Origin of the sequence: Christiangramia aquimixticola, from assembly GCF_048285835.1 — a bacterium.
Lineage (GTDB): Bacteria > Bacteroidota > Bacteroidia > Flavobacteriales > Flavobacteriaceae > Christiangramia > Christiangramia aquimixticola.
Genome location: NZ_JBLVTL010000006.1, coordinates 83,849 through 104,667, shown reverse-complemented (window position 1 = coordinate 104,667; position 20,819 = coordinate 83,849). Strand labels below are relative to the sequence as shown.

At 38.3% G+C, this 20,819-nt stretch carries 24 protein-coding genes; 15 read left to right on the top strand and 9 right to left on the bottom strand.

What is annotated here, in order from left to right; all coding sequences use genetic code 11:
• The 3 genes from ACNKXV_RS12460 (at position 1) to ACNKXV_RS12450 (ending at position 2,367) form a co-directional block, all read left to right on the top strand.
• Entirely contained in the window at positions 1-441 is a 441-nt protein-coding gene (locus ACNKXV_RS12460; protein WP_417908068.1) for an Lrp/AsnC family transcriptional regulator, read from the top strand.
• 205 nt (positions 442-646) lie between these two features.
• On the top strand, positions 647-850 hold the full coding sequence (locus ACNKXV_RS12455; RefSeq protein ID WP_417908067.1) for a DUF1328 domain-containing protein: 204 nt from the start codon (positions 647-649) through the stop codon (positions 848-850).
• A 98-nt stretch (positions 851-948) separates the two neighbouring features.
• Complete coding sequence (locus ACNKXV_RS12450; RefSeq protein ID WP_417908066.1) at positions 949-2,367, top strand: hypothetical protein; 1,419 nt, start codon at positions 949-951, stop codon at positions 2,365-2,367.
• On the opposite strand, the gene ACNKXV_RS12445 is transcribed toward ACNKXV_RS12450, so the two are convergent.
• Positions 2,360-3,571 carry an MDR family MFS transporter gene (locus ACNKXV_RS12445; RefSeq protein WP_417908065.1) on the bottom strand — a complete coding sequence of 404 codons (1,212 nt, stop codon included), beginning with the start codon at positions 3,569-3,571 and terminating at the stop codon, positions 2,360-2,362. The genes ACNKXV_RS12450 and ACNKXV_RS12445 overlap by 8 nt on opposite strands.
• A gap of 75 nt (positions 3,572-3,646) precedes the next feature.
• Here ACNKXV_RS12445 and ACNKXV_RS12440 point away from each other — a divergent pair, with 75 nt between their 5' ends.
• Positions 3,647-4,261 carry a DUF1684 domain-containing protein gene (locus ACNKXV_RS12440; protein ID WP_417908064.1) on the top strand — a complete coding sequence of 205 codons (615 nt, stop codon included), beginning with the start codon at positions 3,647-3,649 and terminating at the stop codon, positions 4,259-4,261.
• On the opposite strand, the gene ACNKXV_RS12435 is transcribed toward ACNKXV_RS12440, so the two are convergent.
• The 6 genes from ACNKXV_RS12435 to ACNKXV_RS12410 all read right to left on the bottom strand — a co-directional run bounded on the left by ACNKXV_RS12435 (position 4,262) and on the right by ACNKXV_RS12410 (position 8,913).
• On the bottom strand, positions 4,262-5,362 hold the full coding sequence (locus tag ACNKXV_RS12435) for an outer membrane beta-barrel protein (protein WP_417908063.1): 1,101 nt from the start codon (positions 5,360-5,362) through the stop codon (positions 4,262-4,264).
• Between the two features lie 122 nt (positions 5,363-5,484).
• On the bottom strand, positions 5,485-6,711 hold the full coding sequence (locus ACNKXV_RS12430; protein WP_417908062.1) for an ammonium transporter: 1,227 nt from the start codon (positions 6,709-6,711) through the stop codon (positions 5,485-5,487).
• 23 nt (positions 6,712-6,734) lie between these two features.
• Positions 6,735-7,073: a P-II family nitrogen regulator gene (locus tag ACNKXV_RS12425; protein ID WP_417908061.1), complete on the bottom strand. Its 339-nt coding sequence runs from the start codon at positions 7,071-7,073 to the stop codon at positions 6,735-6,737.
• A gap of 167 nt (positions 7,074-7,240) precedes the next feature.
• Positions 7,241-7,612 carry a fluoride efflux transporter CrcB gene (gene crcB / locus ACNKXV_RS12420; protein ID WP_417908060.1) on the bottom strand — a complete coding sequence of 124 codons (372 nt, stop codon included), beginning with the start codon at positions 7,610-7,612 and terminating at the stop codon, positions 7,241-7,243.
• Entirely contained in the window at positions 7,605-8,660 is a 1,056-nt protein-coding gene (locus tag ACNKXV_RS12415) for an SRPBCC family protein (RefSeq protein WP_417908059.1), read from the bottom strand. Before ACNKXV_RS12415 ends, crcB begins: the two co-directional genes overlap by 8 nt.
• 64 nt (positions 8,661-8,724) lie before the next feature.
• Positions 8,725-8,913: a hypothetical protein gene (locus tag ACNKXV_RS12410; RefSeq protein ID WP_417908058.1), complete on the bottom strand. Its 189-nt coding sequence runs from the start codon at positions 8,911-8,913 to the stop codon at positions 8,725-8,727.
• A gap of 44 nt (positions 8,914-8,957) precedes the next feature.
• On the opposite strand from ACNKXV_RS12410, the gene ACNKXV_RS12405 reads away from it, so the two are divergent.
• Positions 8,958-9,344 (top strand): pyrophosphohydrolase domain-containing protein, encoded by a 387-nt coding sequence (locus ACNKXV_RS12405; protein WP_417908057.1) that lies wholly within the window; start codon positions 8,958-8,960, stop codon positions 9,342-9,344.
• Positions 9,345-9,396: 52 nt separating this feature from the next.
• Here the strand turns inward: ACNKXV_RS12405 and ACNKXV_RS12400 are convergent, their stop codons facing one another.
• Positions 9,397-10,449 (bottom strand): branched-chain amino acid aminotransferase, encoded by a 1,053-nt coding sequence (locus ACNKXV_RS12400; protein WP_417908056.1) that lies wholly within the window; start codon positions 10,447-10,449, stop codon positions 9,397-9,399.
• Positions 10,450-10,567: 118 nt separating this feature from the next.
• Here ACNKXV_RS12400 and ACNKXV_RS12395 point away from each other — a divergent pair, with 118 nt between their 5' ends.
• The 3 genes from ACNKXV_RS12395 to ACNKXV_RS12385 all read left to right on the top strand — a co-directional run bounded on the left by ACNKXV_RS12395 (position 10,568) and on the right by ACNKXV_RS12385 (position 12,736).
• Complete coding sequence (locus tag ACNKXV_RS12395) at positions 10,568-11,080, top strand: DUF4920 domain-containing protein (RefSeq protein ID WP_417908055.1); 513 nt, start codon at positions 10,568-10,570, stop codon at positions 11,078-11,080.
• Position 11,081: 1 nt separating this feature from the next.
• Positions 11,082-11,756 carry a tRNA (5-methylaminomethyl-2-thiouridine)(34)-methyltransferase MnmC2 gene (gene mnmC2 / locus ACNKXV_RS12390; protein WP_417908054.1) on the top strand — a complete coding sequence of 225 codons (675 nt, stop codon included), beginning with the start codon at positions 11,082-11,084 and terminating at the stop codon, positions 11,754-11,756.
• A gap of 77 nt (positions 11,757-11,833) precedes the next feature.
• Complete coding sequence (locus tag ACNKXV_RS12385) at positions 11,834-12,736, top strand: TIGR01777 family oxidoreductase (protein ID WP_417908053.1); 903 nt, start codon at positions 11,834-11,836, stop codon at positions 12,734-12,736.
• 50 nt (positions 12,737-12,786) lie between these two features.
• Here ACNKXV_RS12385 and ACNKXV_RS12380 read toward each other — a convergent pair whose 3' ends face one another.
• Positions 12,787-13,455: a YceI family protein gene (locus ACNKXV_RS12380; RefSeq protein WP_417908052.1), complete on the bottom strand. Its 669-nt coding sequence runs from the start codon at positions 13,453-13,455 to the stop codon at positions 12,787-12,789.
• A 153-nt stretch (positions 13,456-13,608) separates the two neighbouring features.
• Between ACNKXV_RS12380 and ACNKXV_RS12375 the strand changes: the two genes are divergently transcribed.
• From ACNKXV_RS12375 to ACNKXV_RS12345, 7 genes are all read left to right on the top strand, one after another.
• The gene (locus ACNKXV_RS12375) at positions 13,609-14,199 is read left to right on the top strand and encodes a nucleotide exchange factor GrpE (protein WP_417908051.1); all 591 of its coding nucleotides are present in this window, start codon (positions 13,609-13,611) and stop codon (positions 14,197-14,199) included.
• 32 nt (positions 14,200-14,231) lie between these two features.
• Entirely contained in the window at positions 14,232-15,350 is a 1,119-nt protein-coding gene (gene dnaJ, locus ACNKXV_RS12370; protein ID WP_417908050.1) for a molecular chaperone DnaJ, read from the top strand.
• A 208-nt stretch (positions 15,351-15,558) separates the two neighbouring features.
• A complete protein-coding gene (locus ACNKXV_RS12365) occupies positions 15,559-16,488 on the top strand; it encodes an ABC transporter ATP-binding protein (protein WP_417908049.1) in 930 nt (309 codons plus the stop codon).
• A complete protein-coding gene (locus tag ACNKXV_RS12360; protein WP_417908048.1) occupies positions 16,481-17,779 on the top strand; it encodes an ABC transporter permease in 1,299 nt (432 codons plus the stop codon). Before ACNKXV_RS12365 ends, ACNKXV_RS12360 begins: the two co-directional genes overlap by 8 nt.
• Before the next feature lie 2 nt (positions 17,780-17,781).
• A complete protein-coding gene (locus tag ACNKXV_RS12355) occupies positions 17,782-18,717 on the top strand; it encodes a mechanosensitive ion channel family protein (protein WP_417908047.1) in 936 nt (311 codons plus the stop codon).
• Positions 18,707-19,606, top strand: a complete 900-nt coding sequence (locus ACNKXV_RS12350) for a DUF6268 family outer membrane beta-barrel protein (protein WP_417908046.1) — start codon at positions 18,707-18,709, stop codon at positions 19,604-19,606. The genes ACNKXV_RS12355 and ACNKXV_RS12350 overlap by 11 nt, the downstream gene beginning before the upstream one ends.
• Positions 19,606-20,772 (top strand): sigma-54-dependent transcriptional regulator, encoded by a 1,167-nt coding sequence (locus ACNKXV_RS12345; protein ID WP_417908045.1) that lies wholly within the window; start codon positions 19,606-19,608, stop codon positions 20,770-20,772. The genes ACNKXV_RS12350 and ACNKXV_RS12345 overlap by 1 nt, the downstream gene beginning before the upstream one ends.
• Positions 20,773-20,819 lie beyond the last annotated feature (47 nt).

The window sequence follows — 20,819 nt, the reverse complement described above, 5'->3', positions numbered from 1 at the left end:
ATGAAGGATCAAATTAACTGGGATATACTTCAGGCTTTGCAAAAAAATGCCAGAGCATCCTTTTCAGAAATTGGAAGGCAGGTAGGTTTAAGTTCTCCCGCAGTTGCCGAAAGAATTAAGAAAATGGAGGATTCGGGGATCATTGAATCCTATTCGGTTAACCTGTCTCATCAAAAGACGGGATATCAACTTAGAGCCATCATTACTCTTAGAGCATTTACCGGGAGATTAAAAGCTTTTCTTGAAACGGTTAAAACCTATAAAGAAGTATTGAACTGTTATCGTATTACCGGGAATGAAAACATCATAATGGAAGTGGTATTGAAAGACCAGGTTCACTTGGAAAAATTGATAGATCAGTTAATTACCTATGGAGAAACCCGAACGCATATCGTGTTGTCCAATGTTATTGAGAATGCTCCCATCAAACAAAGGTTATAGATCCGGAACCTTAAAAAAAATTAAAATATCAGATTATATCTGCTCTCAAATCTATGTTAAAGAGACAGGTTTTTAAGTGATAAATTAACAACTAATACTACAGAATTTTTTTTTTAGTTAAATCAAATGTAATTGTAATTTCATTAGCATTAGTACGTCAAAACTGTGATTAAATTTGTCTTAGAAATAGACATAAAAACACGTTATGAAGAAGAAAGTACTATTATTTTTAGTTCTTGCAGCAATTACAGGATTAGTTGGATTTACCGGACTATCATTTTCTGGTATTGAGGTTATTCGGGTGATGTTCCTGATCTTTGCAGACCTATTGGTGGTTTCTCTTATGGCAAAGCTGTTTTTCCCAGATAAGCCCAAGGTGAAATACCAACCTGTAAAACGAGGAGGATAAAAGACACGAAAATTAATAGACCCGCAAGTGAAACTTGCGGGTTTTTTTATGGAATATATAATAATTCAAATTCTTATATTGAAGCCTATTCTTGGACTATGAAAAAAGTACTCTATATATTTCTTTTACTGGCCGGTAGCATTGCTGCTGAAGCTCAGGAATTCCGAATCTTAAAAGGCGGGGTGACCGATTCGTTGCCTGTGGCCGGCAATCCGGAAATCACTTACTCCTTATTTACTCCTTCTGAATATTCTTCAGAAAAACAATGGCCGGTAATTTTCATTTTTGATCCAGCCGGGCGGGGAAAGAGTAGTGTTAACCTATTTCGTGCAGCGGCTGAGGATCAGGATTATATATTGGCTTCCATAAATCTTGACCTGGAGTCAAAACCTCTGGATAGTATTATAAAAACGGCTACGGCCATGGCAAATACCATAATTTCAACTTTTCCGGTAGACCGGTCACGAATCTATACAGCCGGAATGGGTGAAGGAGCTCAAATAGGCTCTGCGCTTCCTTTGCTATTTAAAAATATTGGCGGGATTATGGCGATTGGAAATTCTTTTGTAAACCCTTCCCATGTAAATAAAGAAAATCCATATATGTTTATTGGAATCGCGGGGATCAGGGATTATATGGTATATGAAATGGAAAGCTATTTGAAATTTTATGATAACCTGGACTTTCCTACCGAGGTATATTATTTCAACGGAAAAGAAAACCAGTGGCCAGAAAGCAGTGTGATCACGAATGCAGTTGCCGGGTTTACCCTTCAATCGATACGGGATGGCTCCATTCCAAAAGATGTAAAATTAATAGAAAAGCTTTTTCAGAATGAACTGGCCTATGTTCAGGAGATGAGAAAATCAAACCAGCTTTATTCTTCCGTAGAACATTTGAAGAGGATGGAAGAGAAATATGAAGATTTTGGTTTTGAGGACGAAATTGAGAGAACGATCAAAGCGGTAAAAAAAACCGATGGATATAATTCCCAGCGCCGTGATTTTAAAAGAGCCATTGCAGTAGAGAAGGAACAGCAAGCAGAGTACGAATATTTACTCCGTGCAGATATTATGACCAGTAATTTTCAGAATATCGGCTGGTGGGCGTATCAGGTTGACGAATTAAAAAAATTAAAAGAAAGTGATAATGAAGCAAGAGTTAATATGGCATTTCGTCTTCACGGCTATCTGGATTTTATAACCAAAAGAGAATTTGATCTTATCCAGAAATCTGATCTGCCGGTAGATAATAAGATATTTATTAGCGTATTAAGAACTGCGGTAAATCAGGAGGATCCGGAAGCTTACCTTAAAATCATATCCCTGTCTGCTAAAGACGGTGATTATCCCACAGCACTGCTTTATCTGGAAGATCTCTTAAAAACCGGCTATAAGGATTTTGAAAAGCTCTATGATATTCCCGGCGCCCTGGACCTTCAATTCTCAGAAGAATATAATGAAGTGGTAAAAAAATATCTGGGGAAGTCAAAATTTTATAATGAACAGCCTAAGTAGCAGAAGCTTCTTTCCTTAAAAGATTCTTCAATATTACAAGGAGAATACATGCTAGAACGGCAAATGCAAACATGGTGTTCCAGGTGAAAGTAAATCCAAAATTGTCAATTAACTGCATCCCGGTATTATGTCCAAAAATATGACTTATAGAGAACGCTATACTATATAAGGCCATATAGGAGCCGCGTTTTTTTCCGTCAGATCTGTTAAGTGCAAAACTGTTGGAAAACGGGAAAGCGATCATTTCTCCAATGGTAACCAGAAACATTCCCACTACCAGAATACCGGTCCAGCCGGTAAGATTGATCACCAGAAAGCTAATTCCCGTCAATATGGTTCCCAGGATTACATAAGTTATGGATGAGTACTTCCGGTTTTCCATGAATTTGATCAATGGCATTTCAAATAGGAAAATGAATAAACCGTTTAATCCCAGTAGTAAGCCTATTTCGAATTCAGAAAGATGGTGGTGATCTGAATAATATAGCGGCATGGTTGAGAAATACTGAATAAATATGAATCCAAAGATCACCATGACCGCAATGAATATAAGGTATAGGTTGTCTTTAAATGCACTTGCGGGATTGTCGATTTCTGTTTCCGTTTCGGGAACCGAACGTTTAGGATGTAGTAATTTAAGTAAAAGGATCCCGGCCAATAAACAGGTGATCCCATCCACCCAGAAGAGTCCGCTGTAGCCTGCGGTGGCGATAATAAATCCACCCAGTGCAGGCCCTGCAGAAAATCCCAGATTGATTGCAAGCCTTATCAAAGTAACCGAGCGGGTTCTGTTTTCGGGTTTACTGTAGGCACTTATGGCTACAAAAACGGCAGGCCTAAAGATATCAGCAACGGTCATAACCAGATAAATACCCAGACAAATCGTCCAGAAATCATTCGGAAATTGGAGCAGAACAAAAAGGATGGAGCTTAAGATAAGACTTCCGGCCATGGTCTTGTAATGCCCTATCTTATCGGTCAATTTTCCGCCTAAATAAGACCCGGTTACTGAACCAAGTCCAAAAAAGGTGAGGATCCATCCAACTTCTCCCGGTGAAAAACCACGATTCTTAGTAAGGTAAAGTGATAAAAAAGGTATAACCATGGTGCCGGCTCTGTTAATTAGAGTGATAAATGAGAGCAACCAGATTTCTTTCCTTAATCCGCTAAAGGATTCCAGATAGGACCTATATAAATTTTTCATACCTTATATTAGCAGGCCAAAATTAATTTAAATTTTGGCGTCCTAATTAATTATTCAACAATTAAAATCAATTATATGCAGGGTGGCAGTAAAGTACTTTTCTTATTAATGTTCATCCTGGCATCAGGTAATTTTGGATATGCACAAAATGGAATTAAAGAAGCAAAAGCTTATCAGGAAAAACTAAATAAGGACTTTGCCAATCCTAAGGAGTCTCCTTTGGAGGAAAAAGATCTGAAAAATTTTACCGGACTGGATTTTTTTGAGATAAACAAGGATTATATCCTTGAAGCTGAATTTGTGAGAACTCCGGCTGAACCTCCCTTTTTGATGAAAACAAGTACAGATCGTACTCCGGTCTATGTGAAGTACGGAGAGCTATATTTTAAACTGAAGGATAAGGATTTTAAATTGAATGTATATCAAAATCAGGAGCTGGTGCAGGACCCTGAATATTATGATTATTTGTTCATCCCTTTTACAGATCTTACCAATGGCCGGTCTACCTATGGCGGTGGGAGATATCTGGATTTCAGGATTCCGGAATCCAAAATGGTGGTTTTAGATTTTAACCGGGCATATAACCCATATTGTGCATACAGCGGGAGATTTTCCTGTCCTGGTCCTCCCGCTGAAAATAATCTTGATACTGAAGTTCTTGCCGGAGTTAAGGCTTTTGAGAAGCCTTAATTAAAAAGCATAAATCGCCGCAAGAACAAAGGAGGAAAGTTGGTTTCCAGGTTTCAGGTCCTTATCATAAAATGCCGGATAATCATCTGAAAGGGTGTCAACTCTAAATTCAGGTTTAATTATCAGGCCGCCCTGGGTATAACTTCCGGTAAGTGTAAATGCAGTTACACTGGTGTCGGCATTATAAACTATGGTATCACCGTCCCTTTCTTTGAAATATTCGGCTCTAAAACCTAAATCAAATTTATCTAATAAAGAAAGTTGAGGATAAACAGCTGCGCCATAAAATCCTGATCCGTTAGTAGCCTGATAACTCCCGTTAAAACCAAAACAAAAAGTCTCTGTCAAATCCCATCCCGTGGTAAGGTCGATTTGAAAAAGTGAATGTTCACTCATAGTTTGATCTCCATAAAGTAAATTTAAAAAAGCACTTCCGTTTGAATTGCTATAACCCAGCTGAGCACCATAAGAATATTTCCCAATAGGGTTAAATTCGGTATAATCAGTGGGATTCATTATTGCTAGCATCCCGGTCCAGTTTTCGGTAAAATTAAAATCTGCTTTGATACCGGTATGCGAGAACGGGCCGTAGGAAAACAAATAGGAGGTAGAATAATGGAAATTTGCAGAGGGTGAGATCACCTCATAGCCCAAAAATGTATTCCAGTTACCTAATGTAAATTTTAGCGCATCATTTACTTTATAAAAAGCGTATAGCTGGTTTACGATGTTTATGGATGATTTAGAGAGAAAAACAGCATCCTCTCCCCGGGGACCAAATACCAGGTCTGCCCCGAATCCAACTTTTTCATTTTCATAATTTAAAATGATATTGGCCATCCCTATGGCAAAACCGGGGTCGTTGACAAAAGCAGTAGCCGGAGCGGCAGGAGTGTAAATTATATCCGGATCGCCTGCTTCTACCAATGATCTGTTCAAACCATTGAAATTTGTTCTAAAATAGGCGTCAACGGTTCCGCTAATTGAGAAATTAGGGGTTGAAGTGATTTCTTCTTCCTGTGCGATTAATCCGGAATCTGGCGCAAGGAGTAATAGAAAAAACAGAAATTTTACTAATTTTGAATTGGTAATTGCTTTCATGATAAAAACTGATTGATACAATGGTTTAACTTATTGTTTAGCGACAAAGTGAACTGTGTTGATTAGGAATAGTAATTATTTGAATGGAGCGTTTGGAGGAACGCTCCATTTTTTAATTAGGACTACTGTTGATTTAATCTGAAATCGGGGTAGGCATCCATGCCATGCTCGTGGATATCCAGTCCCTCGACCTCTTCTTTTTCTGAAACTCTTATTCCCATTGATATTTTAAGTGTATAGAATATTAGAAAGGAACCCGGAATACAGAGTGCAGCGTAACAAGCTACCCCTATAAGTTGGGTAATGAACTGGTCAAATCCTGCCAGGCTTCCAAAAATGCCTACGGCCAATGTGCCCCAAATCCCACATATAAGGTGAACGGCTACCGCACCAACCGGGTCATCCAGTTTTAGTCTGTCGACAAGAGCAACCCCCAGAACAATAATTACCCCGGCAAGTGCGCCTATGAGTATAGAATCTGTAGGTGACATTAAATCGGCGCCTGCAGTAATTCCAACTAATCCACCCAGGATCCCATTTAGAAACATGGTAATGTCATAATTTTTATAAAGCAGGGAAGAGAATATAAATGATGCTACCCCTCCGGCTGCGGCTGCAAGACAGGTGGTAACGAGAGTAAGAGAGGTAAGTTCAGGATCTGCAGAAAGCACCGAACCTCCATTAAATCCAAACCATCCTAACCAGAGTATTATCACACCGGCGGTGGCATAGGGCATGCTATGTCCCGGAAAAGCCCCGGTTTTCCCGTCTTTAAATTTGCCAATTCTTGCCCCGAGTAACCAGATTGCTACGAGAGCTGCCCATCCACCAACGGAATGAACAAGGGTAGAGCCTGCAAAATCATAGAACCCCATTTCGTCAAGAAATCCGCCGCCCCATTTCCAGGAGCCTGCTATAGGATATATGATACCTATATATAGAACTACAAAGATCATAAAGCTGTTAAGCTTTATACGTTCAGCTACTGCTCCGGAAACTATAGTTGCGGCTGTGGCGGCAAACATCCCCTGAAAGAGAAAATCTGTCCAGTAAGTATATCCCTCATTATAGGCAAGATCTAATGAACCGTTAACAATTGGACTGTCCAAGCCAAAACCTGCAAATCCAAGGAATCCATTAAACTCACCGGGATACATGAGATTGAAGCCCAGCAGGCAATATAGTAGTAGGCCGGAGGTAATAATGAATAGGTTTTTAAATAATATATTAATGGTATTCTTCTGGCGGGTTAAACCTATTTCTAAAAAGGCAAATCCAAGATGCATGAAGAATACAAGTGCTGTACAGATCATCATCCATACATTATTAATAGTTAGTAATGTTTCCATATTTTCTATCTGGTTATGAATGATTATTTGAGAGAGTCTGATCCATTTTCTTTAGTTCTTATTCTGTACGCCTGGTCAATTGTGGAAACAAATATTTTACCGTCTCCAACTTTTCCGGTATTAGCAACCTTAAGCAGCGTTTCCACTGTTTTGTCCAGGAAAGAATCTGTGACTACTATAGATAAATAGCGGCGTTGAATGTCTGTAGTGCTGTAGCTAACCCCGCGATAAACATGGCCAACTTTTTCGTTGCCAACTCCGGTTACGTCCCAGTAACTAAAAAAAGTGACCCCAATATCATGCAGGGCCTGTTTGGTTTTGTCGAATTCAGATTTTCGAATAATGGCTTCTATTTTTTTCATGATTTACATTTATTAATGTGATAAATGTAGCTAAATAGAGAGGCAGACCCCTTTTTAATAAGGGGTAATATTTCATTTTTATGATATAAAGAATATATACCCCTAAAAAATTAGGGGTATATATTAAAATGATTAAAAATCTATAATATGCTAATGAATGAACTCCTTCAGAAGAACTTTGAGATCAAAATTCCGATAAGAATTGCTATAATTCCTAAAATTAGACTTCCAAAAAAGTAAAAAGAGAACAATAAATAGTCTCCCGATTTTAAAAGAGTGTAATTTTCAAATGAAAAAGTACTAAAGGTGGTAAAACCCCCACAAAAACCTACACCGGCTAAAAACATGACCGGACTCTGTAACATATTTGACTTAAGGGCCCAACCCATAAGTAAGCCCAGAAGGAGGCTGCCAATGATGTTGACTGCAAAAGTGCCTAAAGGAAAAAGACCCGAAATATTCAGGGTCTTGCTAATGAGATAACGAAGGCTGCTTCCAAGCCCACCGCCAATAAAGATTAGAATCAAATTCTTAATCATTTACCTGCTCATTTTCTGTTTTTAGCGGAATATATATCTGGGTGATCCATTCTGCAGGATTCGCATTATCATTCGGGCCTACAACGTAAACTTCAAATGATTCTGCATCCTGATTAATAGCGAGGCCATTCTGCTCTATATAATTATACGCCTTATCCCAGGCTTCTTTTAAATTCTCGTATTTTCCGTTAAGAGTGGTTTTTAGAGTTTTTTGATTCGGCATAAAACCGTTTAACACCGCGCTTTCATTGGTTGTGATCACCTCACTCGGGGTAAAGAAAGCAGCAGAATAAATAGCAGTTCCACGGCTTTCATTCCAATCATTATATAAAACAAAAGGCTTTCCTACTTTTTCAATATTATTGGTAGACATAAAAGTGCTTACCTCACTAAACATTTTCTCCTTCTTAGAAGAAATCTGTTGGATGTTACTGGCAGTTGTAATGTACATATAGTAACCTCCACCATGCTGAGTAATTCCATCAACATTAATGGTGTAACTTTCCATCTTTTTACGCAACTCCTCCTCTAAGCTATCCAAGCCTTTTCTGTACATAGGAAGCATCATTTCGCTTAAACTTTCCTTTTGAAAGATAAAAGCAGCTTTTTCCATAAAACTTTGCTTTCCCTGCATTCCCCAGGTCACCAGGGTGCTGTCCTTAACTTTTTCAAATTCCCAGTAAATAGAACTGCTGGAACTCCCAAACGGGGTAATAAAAGTTATTTTCTGCTTTAAATCTGAATGTGGATTGGCTTCCAGAGTGATAATTTCTCCTTCTCCTAACTCCTCACTTTTCCAGGAGTATCCTGCTCCTTCACCGCTGGTTTTTTCCAGGTAGTTAACAATTACATCATCAGCCCCTTGAGACCACGGTTCCCAATCTTTCCAGTTGGTGAAATCATTAACATAATCATATACCACTTCCTGGGGAGCAGCCATCATCTGTTTCTGCTCAATTTGATAACTTCCATCTTTGGTAGCGATATAAACTGAGGCTCCAATTAAAAAAATAAGCAGTAAAAAGAATAGGTATTTAATAATTTTCATGGTTGGTAAAGATTGGTAATGCTAATATATATAAATTCGGAAATAGCTTAGGTATTCCTTTGATTTAATGATTCAGCTGGCTTTTAATAAGAAAGAGCAAGGCAATAAAAATTATAAAACCCAGCAACACGTATAAACTTCCTTTATAATACTTCCGGTGAAGTTTAAGGTCCTTGCGGTAACTAAAGATCATTACTAATACAAAGGCAATCACAAAAAAGCCTGCAAATATCCATTGTCCGGTAGAAAACATTTATTTAAATTTTCAGCAAAGTTAAACTTTTAAGATATAATAATATGAAGAAGCATATCGCTGCAGTCAAAGAATTTCATTCTGCATTTGGGTTGGGAATAGAAAATGAACCAATAGCCAATTTAGGACCGTCAAAGAATTTACTCAGGTACAATTTAATGAAAGAAGAAAATGAAGAATATCTGGAAGCTGCCAATAATAATGATTTGGTGGAAGTGGCAGATGCTCTTGGCGATATGTTATACATTTTATGCGGAACTATCCTGGAACATGGAATGGAGCATAAAATAGAGGAGGTGTTTGCAGAGATACAGGCAAGTAATATGAGTAAACTGGGGAGAGATGGGAAGCCTATTTACAGGGAAGATGGGAAAGTTCTCAAAGGGCCGGATTATTTTAAACCTGAAATAGAGAAAGTCCTTAATAGGTAAATTATTTCTAAGCTGGTGAAAAAAAATCCCGGTTAAAACCGGGATTCTTATTTTATTGCTTTACTTCATAAGTCCAGCCAAATTTATCTTCAGCTTCGTTATATTGAATTTTCATCAATTTATCTTTAAAGAAGCTGGCATAGCTTTCTTCCATTTTAGGTAATTCAAATTTTTCATCCTTATATCCAAATCCAACAATAGGATTAATTACGGTAGCAGTACCAGAACCAAACATCTCTTTAAGTTCTCCTGCTTTGGCAGCTTCCACTACCTCTTTCACGCTTACACGTCGCACTTCAGTAGGAATATTGAATTCTTCAGCAAGTGTCAGGACACTTTTTCTGGTAACTCCGTCAAGGATCCTGTCATTGGTAGGTGCAGTAACCAAAGTATCTCCAATTCTGAAGAAAATATTCATGGTTCCCGCTTCTTCCAGATAATCATGGGTATTGGCATCTGTCCAGATTATTTGCTGAAATCCTTCTTGTTTAGCCAGATTGGTTGGATAAAACTGAGCACCGTAATTTCCGGCAGCTTTTGCAAATCCAACACCACCATCGGCAGCACGGCTGAATTTTTCAGAAAACTTAACTCTTACTTCCCCGCTATAATATGCCTGTGCGGGAGAACAAATGATCATGAATTTATATTCCTGAGCTGCTGCGGCCGAAACTCCTGCTTCAGTAGCAATAACAAACGGTCTTATATATAAACTATTTCCTGTACCTTTTTTAATCCAGTCTTTATCAAGTTTTAATAACTCTTCAAGCGCTTCAAAAAAATAGTCTTTTGGGAATTCAGGAATTGCAAGACGTGCACTGGATTTATTGATCCTTTCAAAGTTTTGATCCGGTCTAAAAAGCCAGATCTTATCGTTAGAATCTTTAAAGGCTTTCATCCCTTCAAACACCGCCTGTCCATAATGAAAAACCCTTGCTGATGGTTCCAGCGATAATGGGCCGTAAGGCTTTATAATGGGCTTTTGCCATTTGCCATCGCTAAAATCGCATTCCATCATATGATCTGTAAAAACCTGACCGAAAGCGAGATTGTCAAAATTAATTTTATCGATTTTCGATTCCGGGGCTTTTTGTATTTCTATCATTGAGGTTAGATTTTTCACTGGTTACTAATAAGTTCACAAATTTACCGAAATATAAGCAGAATCAAAATCTAAAGTTTTGGTAAATTTGTGCTCTTACTCCTCATTAATTCTGAAAAAGATGCATTTAAGAGCCTTTATTCTGTTATTTGTTGTGTGTTTATTAAGCTGTAAAGAAAAACAGCAACCCGTTTCTCCAATGGTAGCCGATGCCGGTCTACAGCAGGAAGAATGGGAAAGTTTTGGAGAAAAAATTACTCCTTTGGATTATCTCACGGCTGCGGATATGAAGAAACAATATGCCGGGCTAAATATTAATGATACCATTGATGTGAAATTTATTGCTACGGTTAATAGTGTATGCAAGATGAAAGGTTGCTGGATGGTTCTTGATCTGCCTGATACCAGTGAGGATCCACAAGTGAAATTTAAAGATTATGGCTTTTTTGTGCCAAAAGATATTGAAGGCAGCCGGGTAATAGTAGAAGGGAAGGCCTTTATCGAAGAAGTATCTGTAGAAGATCAAAAGCACTATGCTAAAGACGCGGGGAAATCTGTTGAAGAAATCAATAGCATTACAAGTAGTCAAAAAACCTACGGGTTTTTAGCCCGCGGAGTATTATTAAAAAAATAATTTGGAACGAAAGATCATAAAAACCGGAGACGGGTCTGTAACCATTCATTTGCCAGAATGGGATGAGCAATACCATTCGAAACATGGCGCGATACAGGAAGCTCGTCACGTTTTCCTGAAAATGGGACTGCATCACTGGATGGAGACATACCCAAAAAAGGAGGTTTCCATTCTGGAAATTGGTTTTGGAACCGGCCTTAACGCCTTTCTTACTTTGGTGGAGGCTGAAAAACTTGATGTGGATGTTCAGTACACCGGGATCGAAGCCTATCCTGTAGGCAAGGAAGAAGTAGCCCAGTTAAATTACCCTGCCTCCGCTGAAGCTTCAGAATATGCTGAGTATTTTGACTTGATGCATCAAATTCCTTGGCATCAAAATTCCAAAGTATCTGAAAAATTTGAACTGAAGAAAGTTCAGAAAAAGTTTGAAGAACTGGAATATGAATCCAATTTTGACCTCATTTATTTCGATGCATTTGGGGCCAGGGTTCAGCCTGATCTTTGGACGGAAGAAATCTTTGGGATCATGTATAAGGCCTTGAGACATAATGGAATATTGGTAACCTATGCTGCTAAAGGAAGTGTGCGCAGGGCCATGATCTCTTGTGGTTTTCAGGCAGAAAAACTACCTGGTCCTCCTGGAAAACGGGAAATGTTAAGAGCTGTTAAAGTATAAGGTATCAACAGTTAAACTGCATTTAAGTTATTTCTCTACAAAATCTGTATTGTATCTTAACCTTAAAAATAGGTGGAATGAGGATATTAATTACAGGTGCAACCGGTTTAATTGGGTCCAGATTAAGCGAACTGTGTCGCGAAAAAGGAATAAAGGTCAATTATCTTACTACCAGTAAATCAAAGATCGAAAAAGGAGATGATTACCGTGGTTATTTCTGGGATCCTAAAAATGGAACTATAGAAGACGGATGTCTCGAGGGTGTTAAGACCATAGTGCATCTCGCCGGTGCCAGTATTGCCGAACCCTGGTCCAGATCCTATAAACGAACAATCATTAAAAGTCGTACCGAATCTGCTGCATTATTATATAATACTCTAAAAACTACTCATCACCAGGTTGAAAATTTCATTTCAGCAAGTGCCATTGGTATTTATCCAAGTTCTTTGGAGAATCTTTACTTTGAAGATGAGAATAAAACAGCTGATAATTTTGTGGGCACCGTGGTGGAAAAATGGGAGGAAGCTGCCGATGAATTTGAAGAATTAGGGCTGGATGTTGCCAAAATAAGAGTAGGACTGGTTTTAGCTGAAAACGGCGGAATGTTGGAGAAAGTCAAAAAACCAATTTCCTTAAACCTTGGAGCTGCTTTAGGGGATGGTGAACAATGGCAATCCTGGATTCATATAGACGACCTTGCCGGTATTTTTCTATATGCCATAGAAAATGATCTTACCGGAACCTTTAATGCGGTTGCTCCAAATCCTGTCACTAATAAAGAACTAACTAAAGAACTGGCTAAGAAGATGGGTAAAAGTTTGTGGTTGCCCAATGTGCCAAAATTTGCTTTAAAAACTCTGCTTGGAGAAATGTCCCAGATAGTATTATCAAGCCAGAGGGTAAGCAGTAAAAAAATCGAGGAACAGGGTTATAGTTTTAATTATACCAATTTATCCCGGGCATTAGGAGATCTTACCTAATAAAAAAAGCCCTGCGTTTGCAGGGCTTTATACTTAATTCAAATTAAAACTTAAGCTTTTTTGGCTTTCAGGTTTATTTTCAACTGGATGTCATCATTGATGAACTTATCACCAAGACCATCAAAAACAGATTTTGAACCATAGTTCACATTCCACTTAGTACGGTCAATAGTGAATTCTTCACTTGTAATGTTGTAAGTTTCACCTTCTTTATCGATAGATACCGGGAAAGAAATATTCTTAGTCTCTTCTTTCAGAGTAAGGTTACCCTGAAGCATTTTTTGTCCGTTCTCTTCTGTAATTCCGGTAATTTCGAATTTAGCAGTAGGGAATTTTGTTACATTAAAGAAATCACCTTCTTTTCCTTCAACTGTACCTTTAAGGTGAGCTTCCAGATTAGATTTTTGATCTCCTTCAAGATCTGTAACCTCGATAGATTCCATATCGATTACAAAAGATCCGCTTTCAATAATACTGTCATTGGCCATAAAAGAACCTTCGGCGATTTTAATTGTACCGGTATGAGTTCCTGTTGGTTTTTCACCCTGCCACTCAATAGTAGAAGCGGTGGTGTCTACTTTAAATTCCATTGCTTCAGCTTCAGCGGTTGCAGCGTCCTGTACTTCAGCTACTTCAGCCTCTTTATTGTTATCCTTACATCCGGTCACACCAAGTCCAAGACCGGCAATTACAAATGCATTAATAAATAACTTTTTCATTTTAGTTTAATTTTTAAAGATTTGGCGCAAAAGTAAAATGAATCCCATTCCGTAGTTCATAAAATTGTATTAAAAAAAATTTGTGACATTTTGACATTTTAAACGGATTGGCAACGATTTTGCCCAATAGAGGATGAAAGTAAATTTTAAAAAATGAGCCGAAAAGACGATAAAAACCAAACAGAAAATAAAGAGGTGAAAGATCAGGTGGAAGAGGCCATCGATGATGCGATTAACGAACTTGATGAAAAGGCTGATAATGCTGAGGTGGAGTCTGATTCCAGCGAAGAGCTTACTGAAGAAGAAAGAATAAAAGAGGACCTTCAAAAAGAAAAAGATAAATTCTTAAGACTTTTTGCTGAATTTGAAAATTATAAGAGAAGGACTTCTAAAGAAAGACTGGAGTTGTTTAAAACTGCCAATCAGGAAGTAATGACAGCTATGTTGCCGGTAATGGACGATTTTGACAGAGCCATGGCCGAGCTTAAAAAGTCTGGTGATGAGAATCTACTAAAAGGGATCGAGCTTATTCATAATAAACTTAAAGAAACCCTTAAAGCTAAAGGACTTGAAAGAATGGACATCGAACAGGGATCAGATTTTGATTCAGAAATTCACGAGGCCATTACACAAATACCTGCACCAAGTGACGATCTAAAAGGAAAGATTGTTGATGTAGTGGAACCGGGTTACAAATTAGGGGAACGTATTATTAGATACCCTAAAGTAGTTACGGGAAAATAAAAAACGCTTTTACAAAACTGTAAAAACTAAAGATGAAAGAAGATTATTACGAAATATTAGGCGTGAGCAAGGACGCTTCAGCCGCAGAGATCAAAAAAGCTTATAGAAAAAAAGCCTTAAAATATCACCCTGATAAAAACCCGGGAGATTCCAAGGCCGAAGAACTTTTTAAGAAATCTGCTGAAGCTTATGAAGTATTAGGAAACCAGGAGAAGAGAGCCAAATATGATCGTTTTGGTCACCAGGCCTTTGAAGGTGGAGGCTTCGGCGGTGGCGGAGGCATGAATATGGATGATATTTTCAGCCAGTTTGGTGACATCTTTGGTGGCGGTTTTGGCGGCGGTTTCTCTGGATTTGGTGGCGGTTTTGGCGGTGGTCAGCGTCGTGCCAAGGGAAGTAACCTAAGAATAAGAGTTGCTTTAAATTTGGAAGAGATTGCTAACGGCTGTGAAAAGAAGATAAAAGTAAAGCGGAAGGTTCAGGCTTCAGGCACAACCTATAAAACCTGTTCCACCTGTAATGGTTCCGGGCAGGTTACTCGTGTTACCAACACTATTCTTGGTAGAATGCAAACTGCTTCTCCTTGTACAACCTGTGGAGGTAGTGGGCAAATGATCGATCAAAAAGCTGCCGGTGCAGATGCTCAGGGACTTGTAATGCAAGAGGAAACTGTTTCTATTAAAATTCCTGCAGGAGTTGAAGATGGAATGCAGTTAAAGGTTTCCGGTAAAGGAAATGATGCTCCGGGCAATGGAATTCCGGGAGATCTGTTAGTAGCTATTGAAGAAAAGGCTCATCCAAGTCTTCAAAGAGAAGGAGATAACCTGCATTATGACCTTTATATTAGTTATTCTGAAGCGGTATTGGGAACTTCAAGAGAGATCGATACGGTAACCGGGAAGGTGCGTATCAAGATCGATGAAGGCGTACAATCCGGTAAGATCCTGAGACTTCGTGGGAAAGGTATTAGTAGTATTAATGGATACGGAAAAGGTGATCTATTAGTACATGTAAATGTCTGGACTCCAAAAACCCTGAATAAAGAACAAAGAGAATTTTTTGAAAGAATGGCGAACGATGAGAACTTCCAGCCAAATCCTGAAAAAAGTGACAAATCGTTCTTTGAAAAAGTTAAAGATATGTTTTCTTAAAAGCCAATTTTAAGAAAAAATTTATATATTTGATTATCACTAAGTCTATTAGTGATAAATTTTTCTTTTTCATAGCAATTTTTTTCCCATCCTTAATTTATTAAGGGTGGGTTTTGTTTTTAAGGACATTCCTTATTTTATAAAATCTTCTTAATCGACTTTTTCTGTCTGCCTATTTATATATCTTTAACATAATATAAAAGACTATATGGATAATCTTTTGGTTGCAGAAAATGTCTACAAACGCTTTGGAAGTTTTACTGCACTCAACAATGTTTCGATCAATATTCCCAGAGAAAGCATATTTGGTCTATTAGGGCCGAATGGTGCGGGGAAAACCACATTTTTAAGAATCATCAACCAGATTACCATGCCCGATGAGGGCAAAATTTACCTAGATGGGAAACCCCTTCATCCGGATGATATCGCCCATATAGGCTATTTACCTGAGGAAAGAGGTTTGTATAAATCCATGAAAGTTGGAGAGCAGGCACTTTATTTAGCCCGTCTCAAAGGCTTGTCTAAAGCTGAAGCTAAAGAACGGCTCTCTTACTGGTTCAAAAAACTGGAAATAGAAGACTGGTGGGATAAAAAGATCCAGGAATTATCTAAAGGAATGGCGCAAAAAGTCCAGTTTGTCATTACAGTATTGCATAAACCCAAACTTTTAATTTTTGATGAACCTTTTAGCGGATTCGATCCTGTAAATGCCAATCTAATTAAAGATGAGATTTTGCAATTAAGAGAGGAAGGAGCAACTATTTTGTTTTCTACTCACCGGATGGAAAGCGTTGAGGAGCTTTGTGATTATATAGCGCTTATTCATAAGTCCAATAAACTCCTGGATGGAAAACTTACCGATATTAAAAAGGAATATAAATCCAATACTTTTGAGGTGGGGCTGGCTACAAATGACAAACCGGCTTTAAAACAGGAATTAGAAGCAAGATTTGAAGTAAGTCCTGCAAAATATAAAAGTATTCAGGATGACCTAAAACTTACTATTAAGTTAAAAGAAAATGAGTCTTCCAACGATTTGATACAATACCTTTTAACACGCGCTACCATAGACCATTTTGTAGAAGTAATCCCTTCAGTAAACGATATATTTATTAAAACTGTGACTCAAAATGCGTAATCTCAGACTCATTATAAACAGAGAATATCTGGCCCGGGTAAGGAACAAAACATTTATTGTGATGACCTTCCTTAGTCCGTTAATCTTCGTGGGGATGATCATGTTAATTGCCTATTTGAGTATGCTTAACAGTACTGAGCAAAAGATAATAGGGATACATGATGAAAGTGGTCTATTTGCTGAAGAGTTTAAAGATTCAGACCAGGTGCAGTATCTGGATCTTTCCATATCCACTCTTGAGATTGCGCAGAAAATGGTGCGGGAACAGGAATATTTTGGACTGATTCATATTGCAGGGATAAGTGACGAAAATGATAAGCCTGCCAGTATAGAATTCTATGGCAAGGAAACACCGGGTTTTGGGACTATTGAAAATATAGAGAAGATAATTTCAGATAAATTAACGCGAATCCACCTTATTGAAAAGGGGATAGATGTAACTGAAATTGATAAAGCAAGGGCTAATGTAGACGTAGAGATCCGGAACTTTTCGGGCGAACGAAGCTCCAAAATGTCCAATTATATTAAGATGTTCTTTGGTGGTGCGCTGGGATATTTATTAATGATGTTTATCATTATTTATGGGAATATGGTGATGCGCTCGGTTATTGAAGAAAAATCCAACCGGATCATAGAGATCATCGTTTCTTCAGTAAAACCCTTTCAATTATTATTAGGTAAGGTGATAGGAACTTCTCTGGCAGGAATAACCCAATTTACCGTCTGGATTATCCTGGGTTCTGTTTTACTTTTCGGAGTTTCTTCATTTTTAGGAATAGACCCAATGGCTACTGAAACACCTGCCACGGTAGCAATGGAATCTGCAGGGAGCCCAAAGCTAAATCAGCTGGTGACCGATGTTCTTAAATTACCGTATGCCAGTTTGCTAACTTTCTTTATAATATACTTTATAGGAGGATACTTTTTATACAGCGCAATTTATGCCGCTATTGGTGCCGCCGTAGACAGCGAAACCGATACCCAGCAGTTTATGTTTCCCATTATTCTACCGCTTATCCTGGGGATCTATGTTGGATTCTTTTCGGTGGTTGAAAATCCACATGGCACGGTATCCACTATTTTTTCAATTATCCCGTTAACATCTCCCATAGTGATGCTAATGCGTATTCCATTTGGGGTGCCATGGTGGGAAATAGCAATTTCACTAATTGTTCTTATTGCCACCAATTTTGGAGTATTATGGGTTTCGGCTAAAATTTACCGGGTAGGAATTTTGATGTACGGCAAAAAAGCGAGTTATAAGGAATTGTATAAGTGGCTTAAGTATTAAGAATGCAGGAAGAACAAACAACCAAGGAAAAAGTTACTGAAGTAATTGAACAGGATATTTGGGGCCTTATCCAGGATATTTGGAATGCCGGATTCAGTTATAGTATTAGCGGGGAACCGGTAAAAATTACCGTTGGGCTGGTAGTTCTGGTGATCCTGGCTTTTGTGGTTACTACCGTAGCCTTAAGAGTTATTAGATCCTTTATTACTTCAAAATTACTGGAGGAAGACAAACTCAAATTTATAAGCGTATTCAAGTTTATTAAATATTTTGTTTACCTCACGGTAATCCTGATTACCTTAAGCTCTGCAGGAGTAGATATCACCATACTTATCACCGCATCTGCTGCCTTGTTCGTGGGGCTTGGTCTGGCGTTGCAGGAGTTATTTCAGGATGTAATAGGTGGGATATTTATAATTCTGGATAAGTCTTTATTAGTTGGAGATATTATCGAAATGGATGGAAGGGTTGCCCGGGTATTTGAAATAAAACTTAGAACCACCCGTGCCCTTACCAGAGATGATAAGGTTATGATCATTCCCAATCATAAATTTATAAGTGATACGGTTTATAATTATACTCAAAACCATAAAACAACCCGGGAAGCTGTAAGAGTAGGAGTTGCTTATGGTAGTGATATAGAAAGGGTGAGAGAGGTTCTTTTGGAGTGTGCCCGCGAGCAAAAAGGTATTCTTAAAAAGCCGGAGCCATTTGTACTGTTTGAAGATTTTGGTGATTCGGCTTTATTATTCGGGCTGCATTTTTATGTTTCCGACAGTTTTGTGGATCCCAAGGTAAAAAGTGAATTAAGGTTCCGGATCAACAATAAATTCAGACTTAATGAGATCACCATACCTTTCCCTCAAAGAGATGTGCATATGTTTTATCCGAATAACCATGGCCCACAAAAAACTGATATCGTAGAAAATGAAGATTAAGGGGATCATAATTTGTATATGCCTATGGTGTGGGCTTGCTTCCGATGCTCAAAATGCAGATCTGGCCAGGATAGAGTATACTTATTTTCCTCAAAAAGACTCCGATAATTCATTCAGAAGATTCAGGGCTTTAGCGGCCTATCCTATAAAACTCAAGAAAGAAGGTTCCTATCTTATTCCGGGGATAGAATTCAGAAACGTTTCCTTTAAATACCGGGATGCTGAGAGCTTTAGTACCGCAGGGCTGGAGAATTTCAAAGCATTTACTGCTACGCTTGGATATACCTTTGAGCTTGGACAAAACTGGCGATTTGGAGCAGAAGGAGGATTAAAATTAGCCTCCAATTTTTCCGAAAGTAGCTTTAATAAGGATGATCTAATTTATACAGGTGCGGTGGTATTCATAAAATCCGGAGAAGATGATCGTTTTTACGAACCATCAAGATTGATCCTGGGACTGCATTATAGTACCACTGCCGGATTCCCATTACCCATACCTATAGTTAATTATTATAGAAGATGGGATGAGAAATGGTCATATATGGTAGGTCCTCCAAAATCCAATTTAAAATATTACATTAACGAGAAGCATGAGTTGGAGTTGTTCGTGACCCTGGATGGTTTTTTTGCGAATATTCAGAAGAATTTGGATACTGAGCCTGGAGTAATACAGCCGGAACATATAGCTGCAAATATATCCATGACCATTCTGCTAAGTGGAATTGGTTACGAATACGGTATTACAGATCATCTTAAACTATATGTGTATGGTGGACATACCATTCTCAATAATATAAGATTAAGAGATGGGAACAAAGATGAAGTATTTACCATCAACGATAAAAATACATTTTACGCGAGAAGCGGATTAAAATTTACAATATTCTAATGGCAAAGATTTTATTAATAGAAGACGAAGCATCGATACGACGGGTACTCAATAAAATTCTTACTGAAGAAAGTAAGAATTATGAGGTAACTGAAGCAGAGGACGGGCTGGAAGGAATGGAGCTGGTCAAAAATGAGGATTTTGACCTTATCCTTTGCGATATCAAGATGCCGAAGATGGACGGAGTAGAAGTTCTGGAAGCGGTAAAAAAGATAAAACCTGAGATACCCATGGTTATGATTTCCGGTCACGGTGACCTGGATACAGCGGTAAATACCATGAAGTTAGGGGCGTTTGATTATATCTCAAAACCACCAGACCTGAATAGACTTTTAAATACAGTTAGAAATGCTCTCGACCGGAAAGAACTGGTTGTAGAGAATTCCCGGTTAAAAAAGAAAGTGAGTAAGAACTATCAAATGATTGGCGAATCCAAAGCCATCAACAATATCAAGGAAATGATAGAAAAAGTGGCTCACACAGATGCACGGGTTTTAATTACCGGACCAAACGGAACGGGTAAAGAACTGGTTGCGCACTGGCTGCATCAAAAAAGTGACCGGTCTAAAGGTCCCATGGTGGAAGTGAATTGTGCCGCGATCCCTTCAGAACTTATAGAAAGTGAACTTTTTGGTCACGTGAAAGGAGCTTTTACTTCAGCTAATAAAGACAGAGCGGGTAAATTTGAAGCTGCCAATAAAGGAACCATCTTTCTGGATGAGATAGGAGATATGAGCATGTCTGCCCAGGCCAAAGTTCTAAGGGCTCTACAGGAAAATAAGATCTCCAGAGTAGGTAGTGATAAGGATATTAAAGTTGACGTAAGAGTTGTTGCAGCTACGAATAAGGATCTTAAAAAAGAAATAGAAGAGAATAATTTTAGAGAAGATCTCTATCACAGGCTTGCGGTTATATTAATTGAAGTTCCTGCATTAAAGGATAGGAAAGAAGATATCCCATTACTGGTAGACTATTTTAGCAGTAAAATAGCCCAGGAACAGGGCACCAATCAAAAAGAATTTACAAAAGAAGCCATTGACTTGCTTAAAGAGAGCGAATGGCGAGGTAATGTACGGGAGTTACGTAATGTCGTGGAACGATTAATCATCCTTGGAGGTAAGGAGATCACCGGCGAAGACGTAAAGCTATTTGGAAGCCGCTTTTAATCCCTGAATTTTATCTGAAATAAAATTTACCGATCCTCTTAAATTAT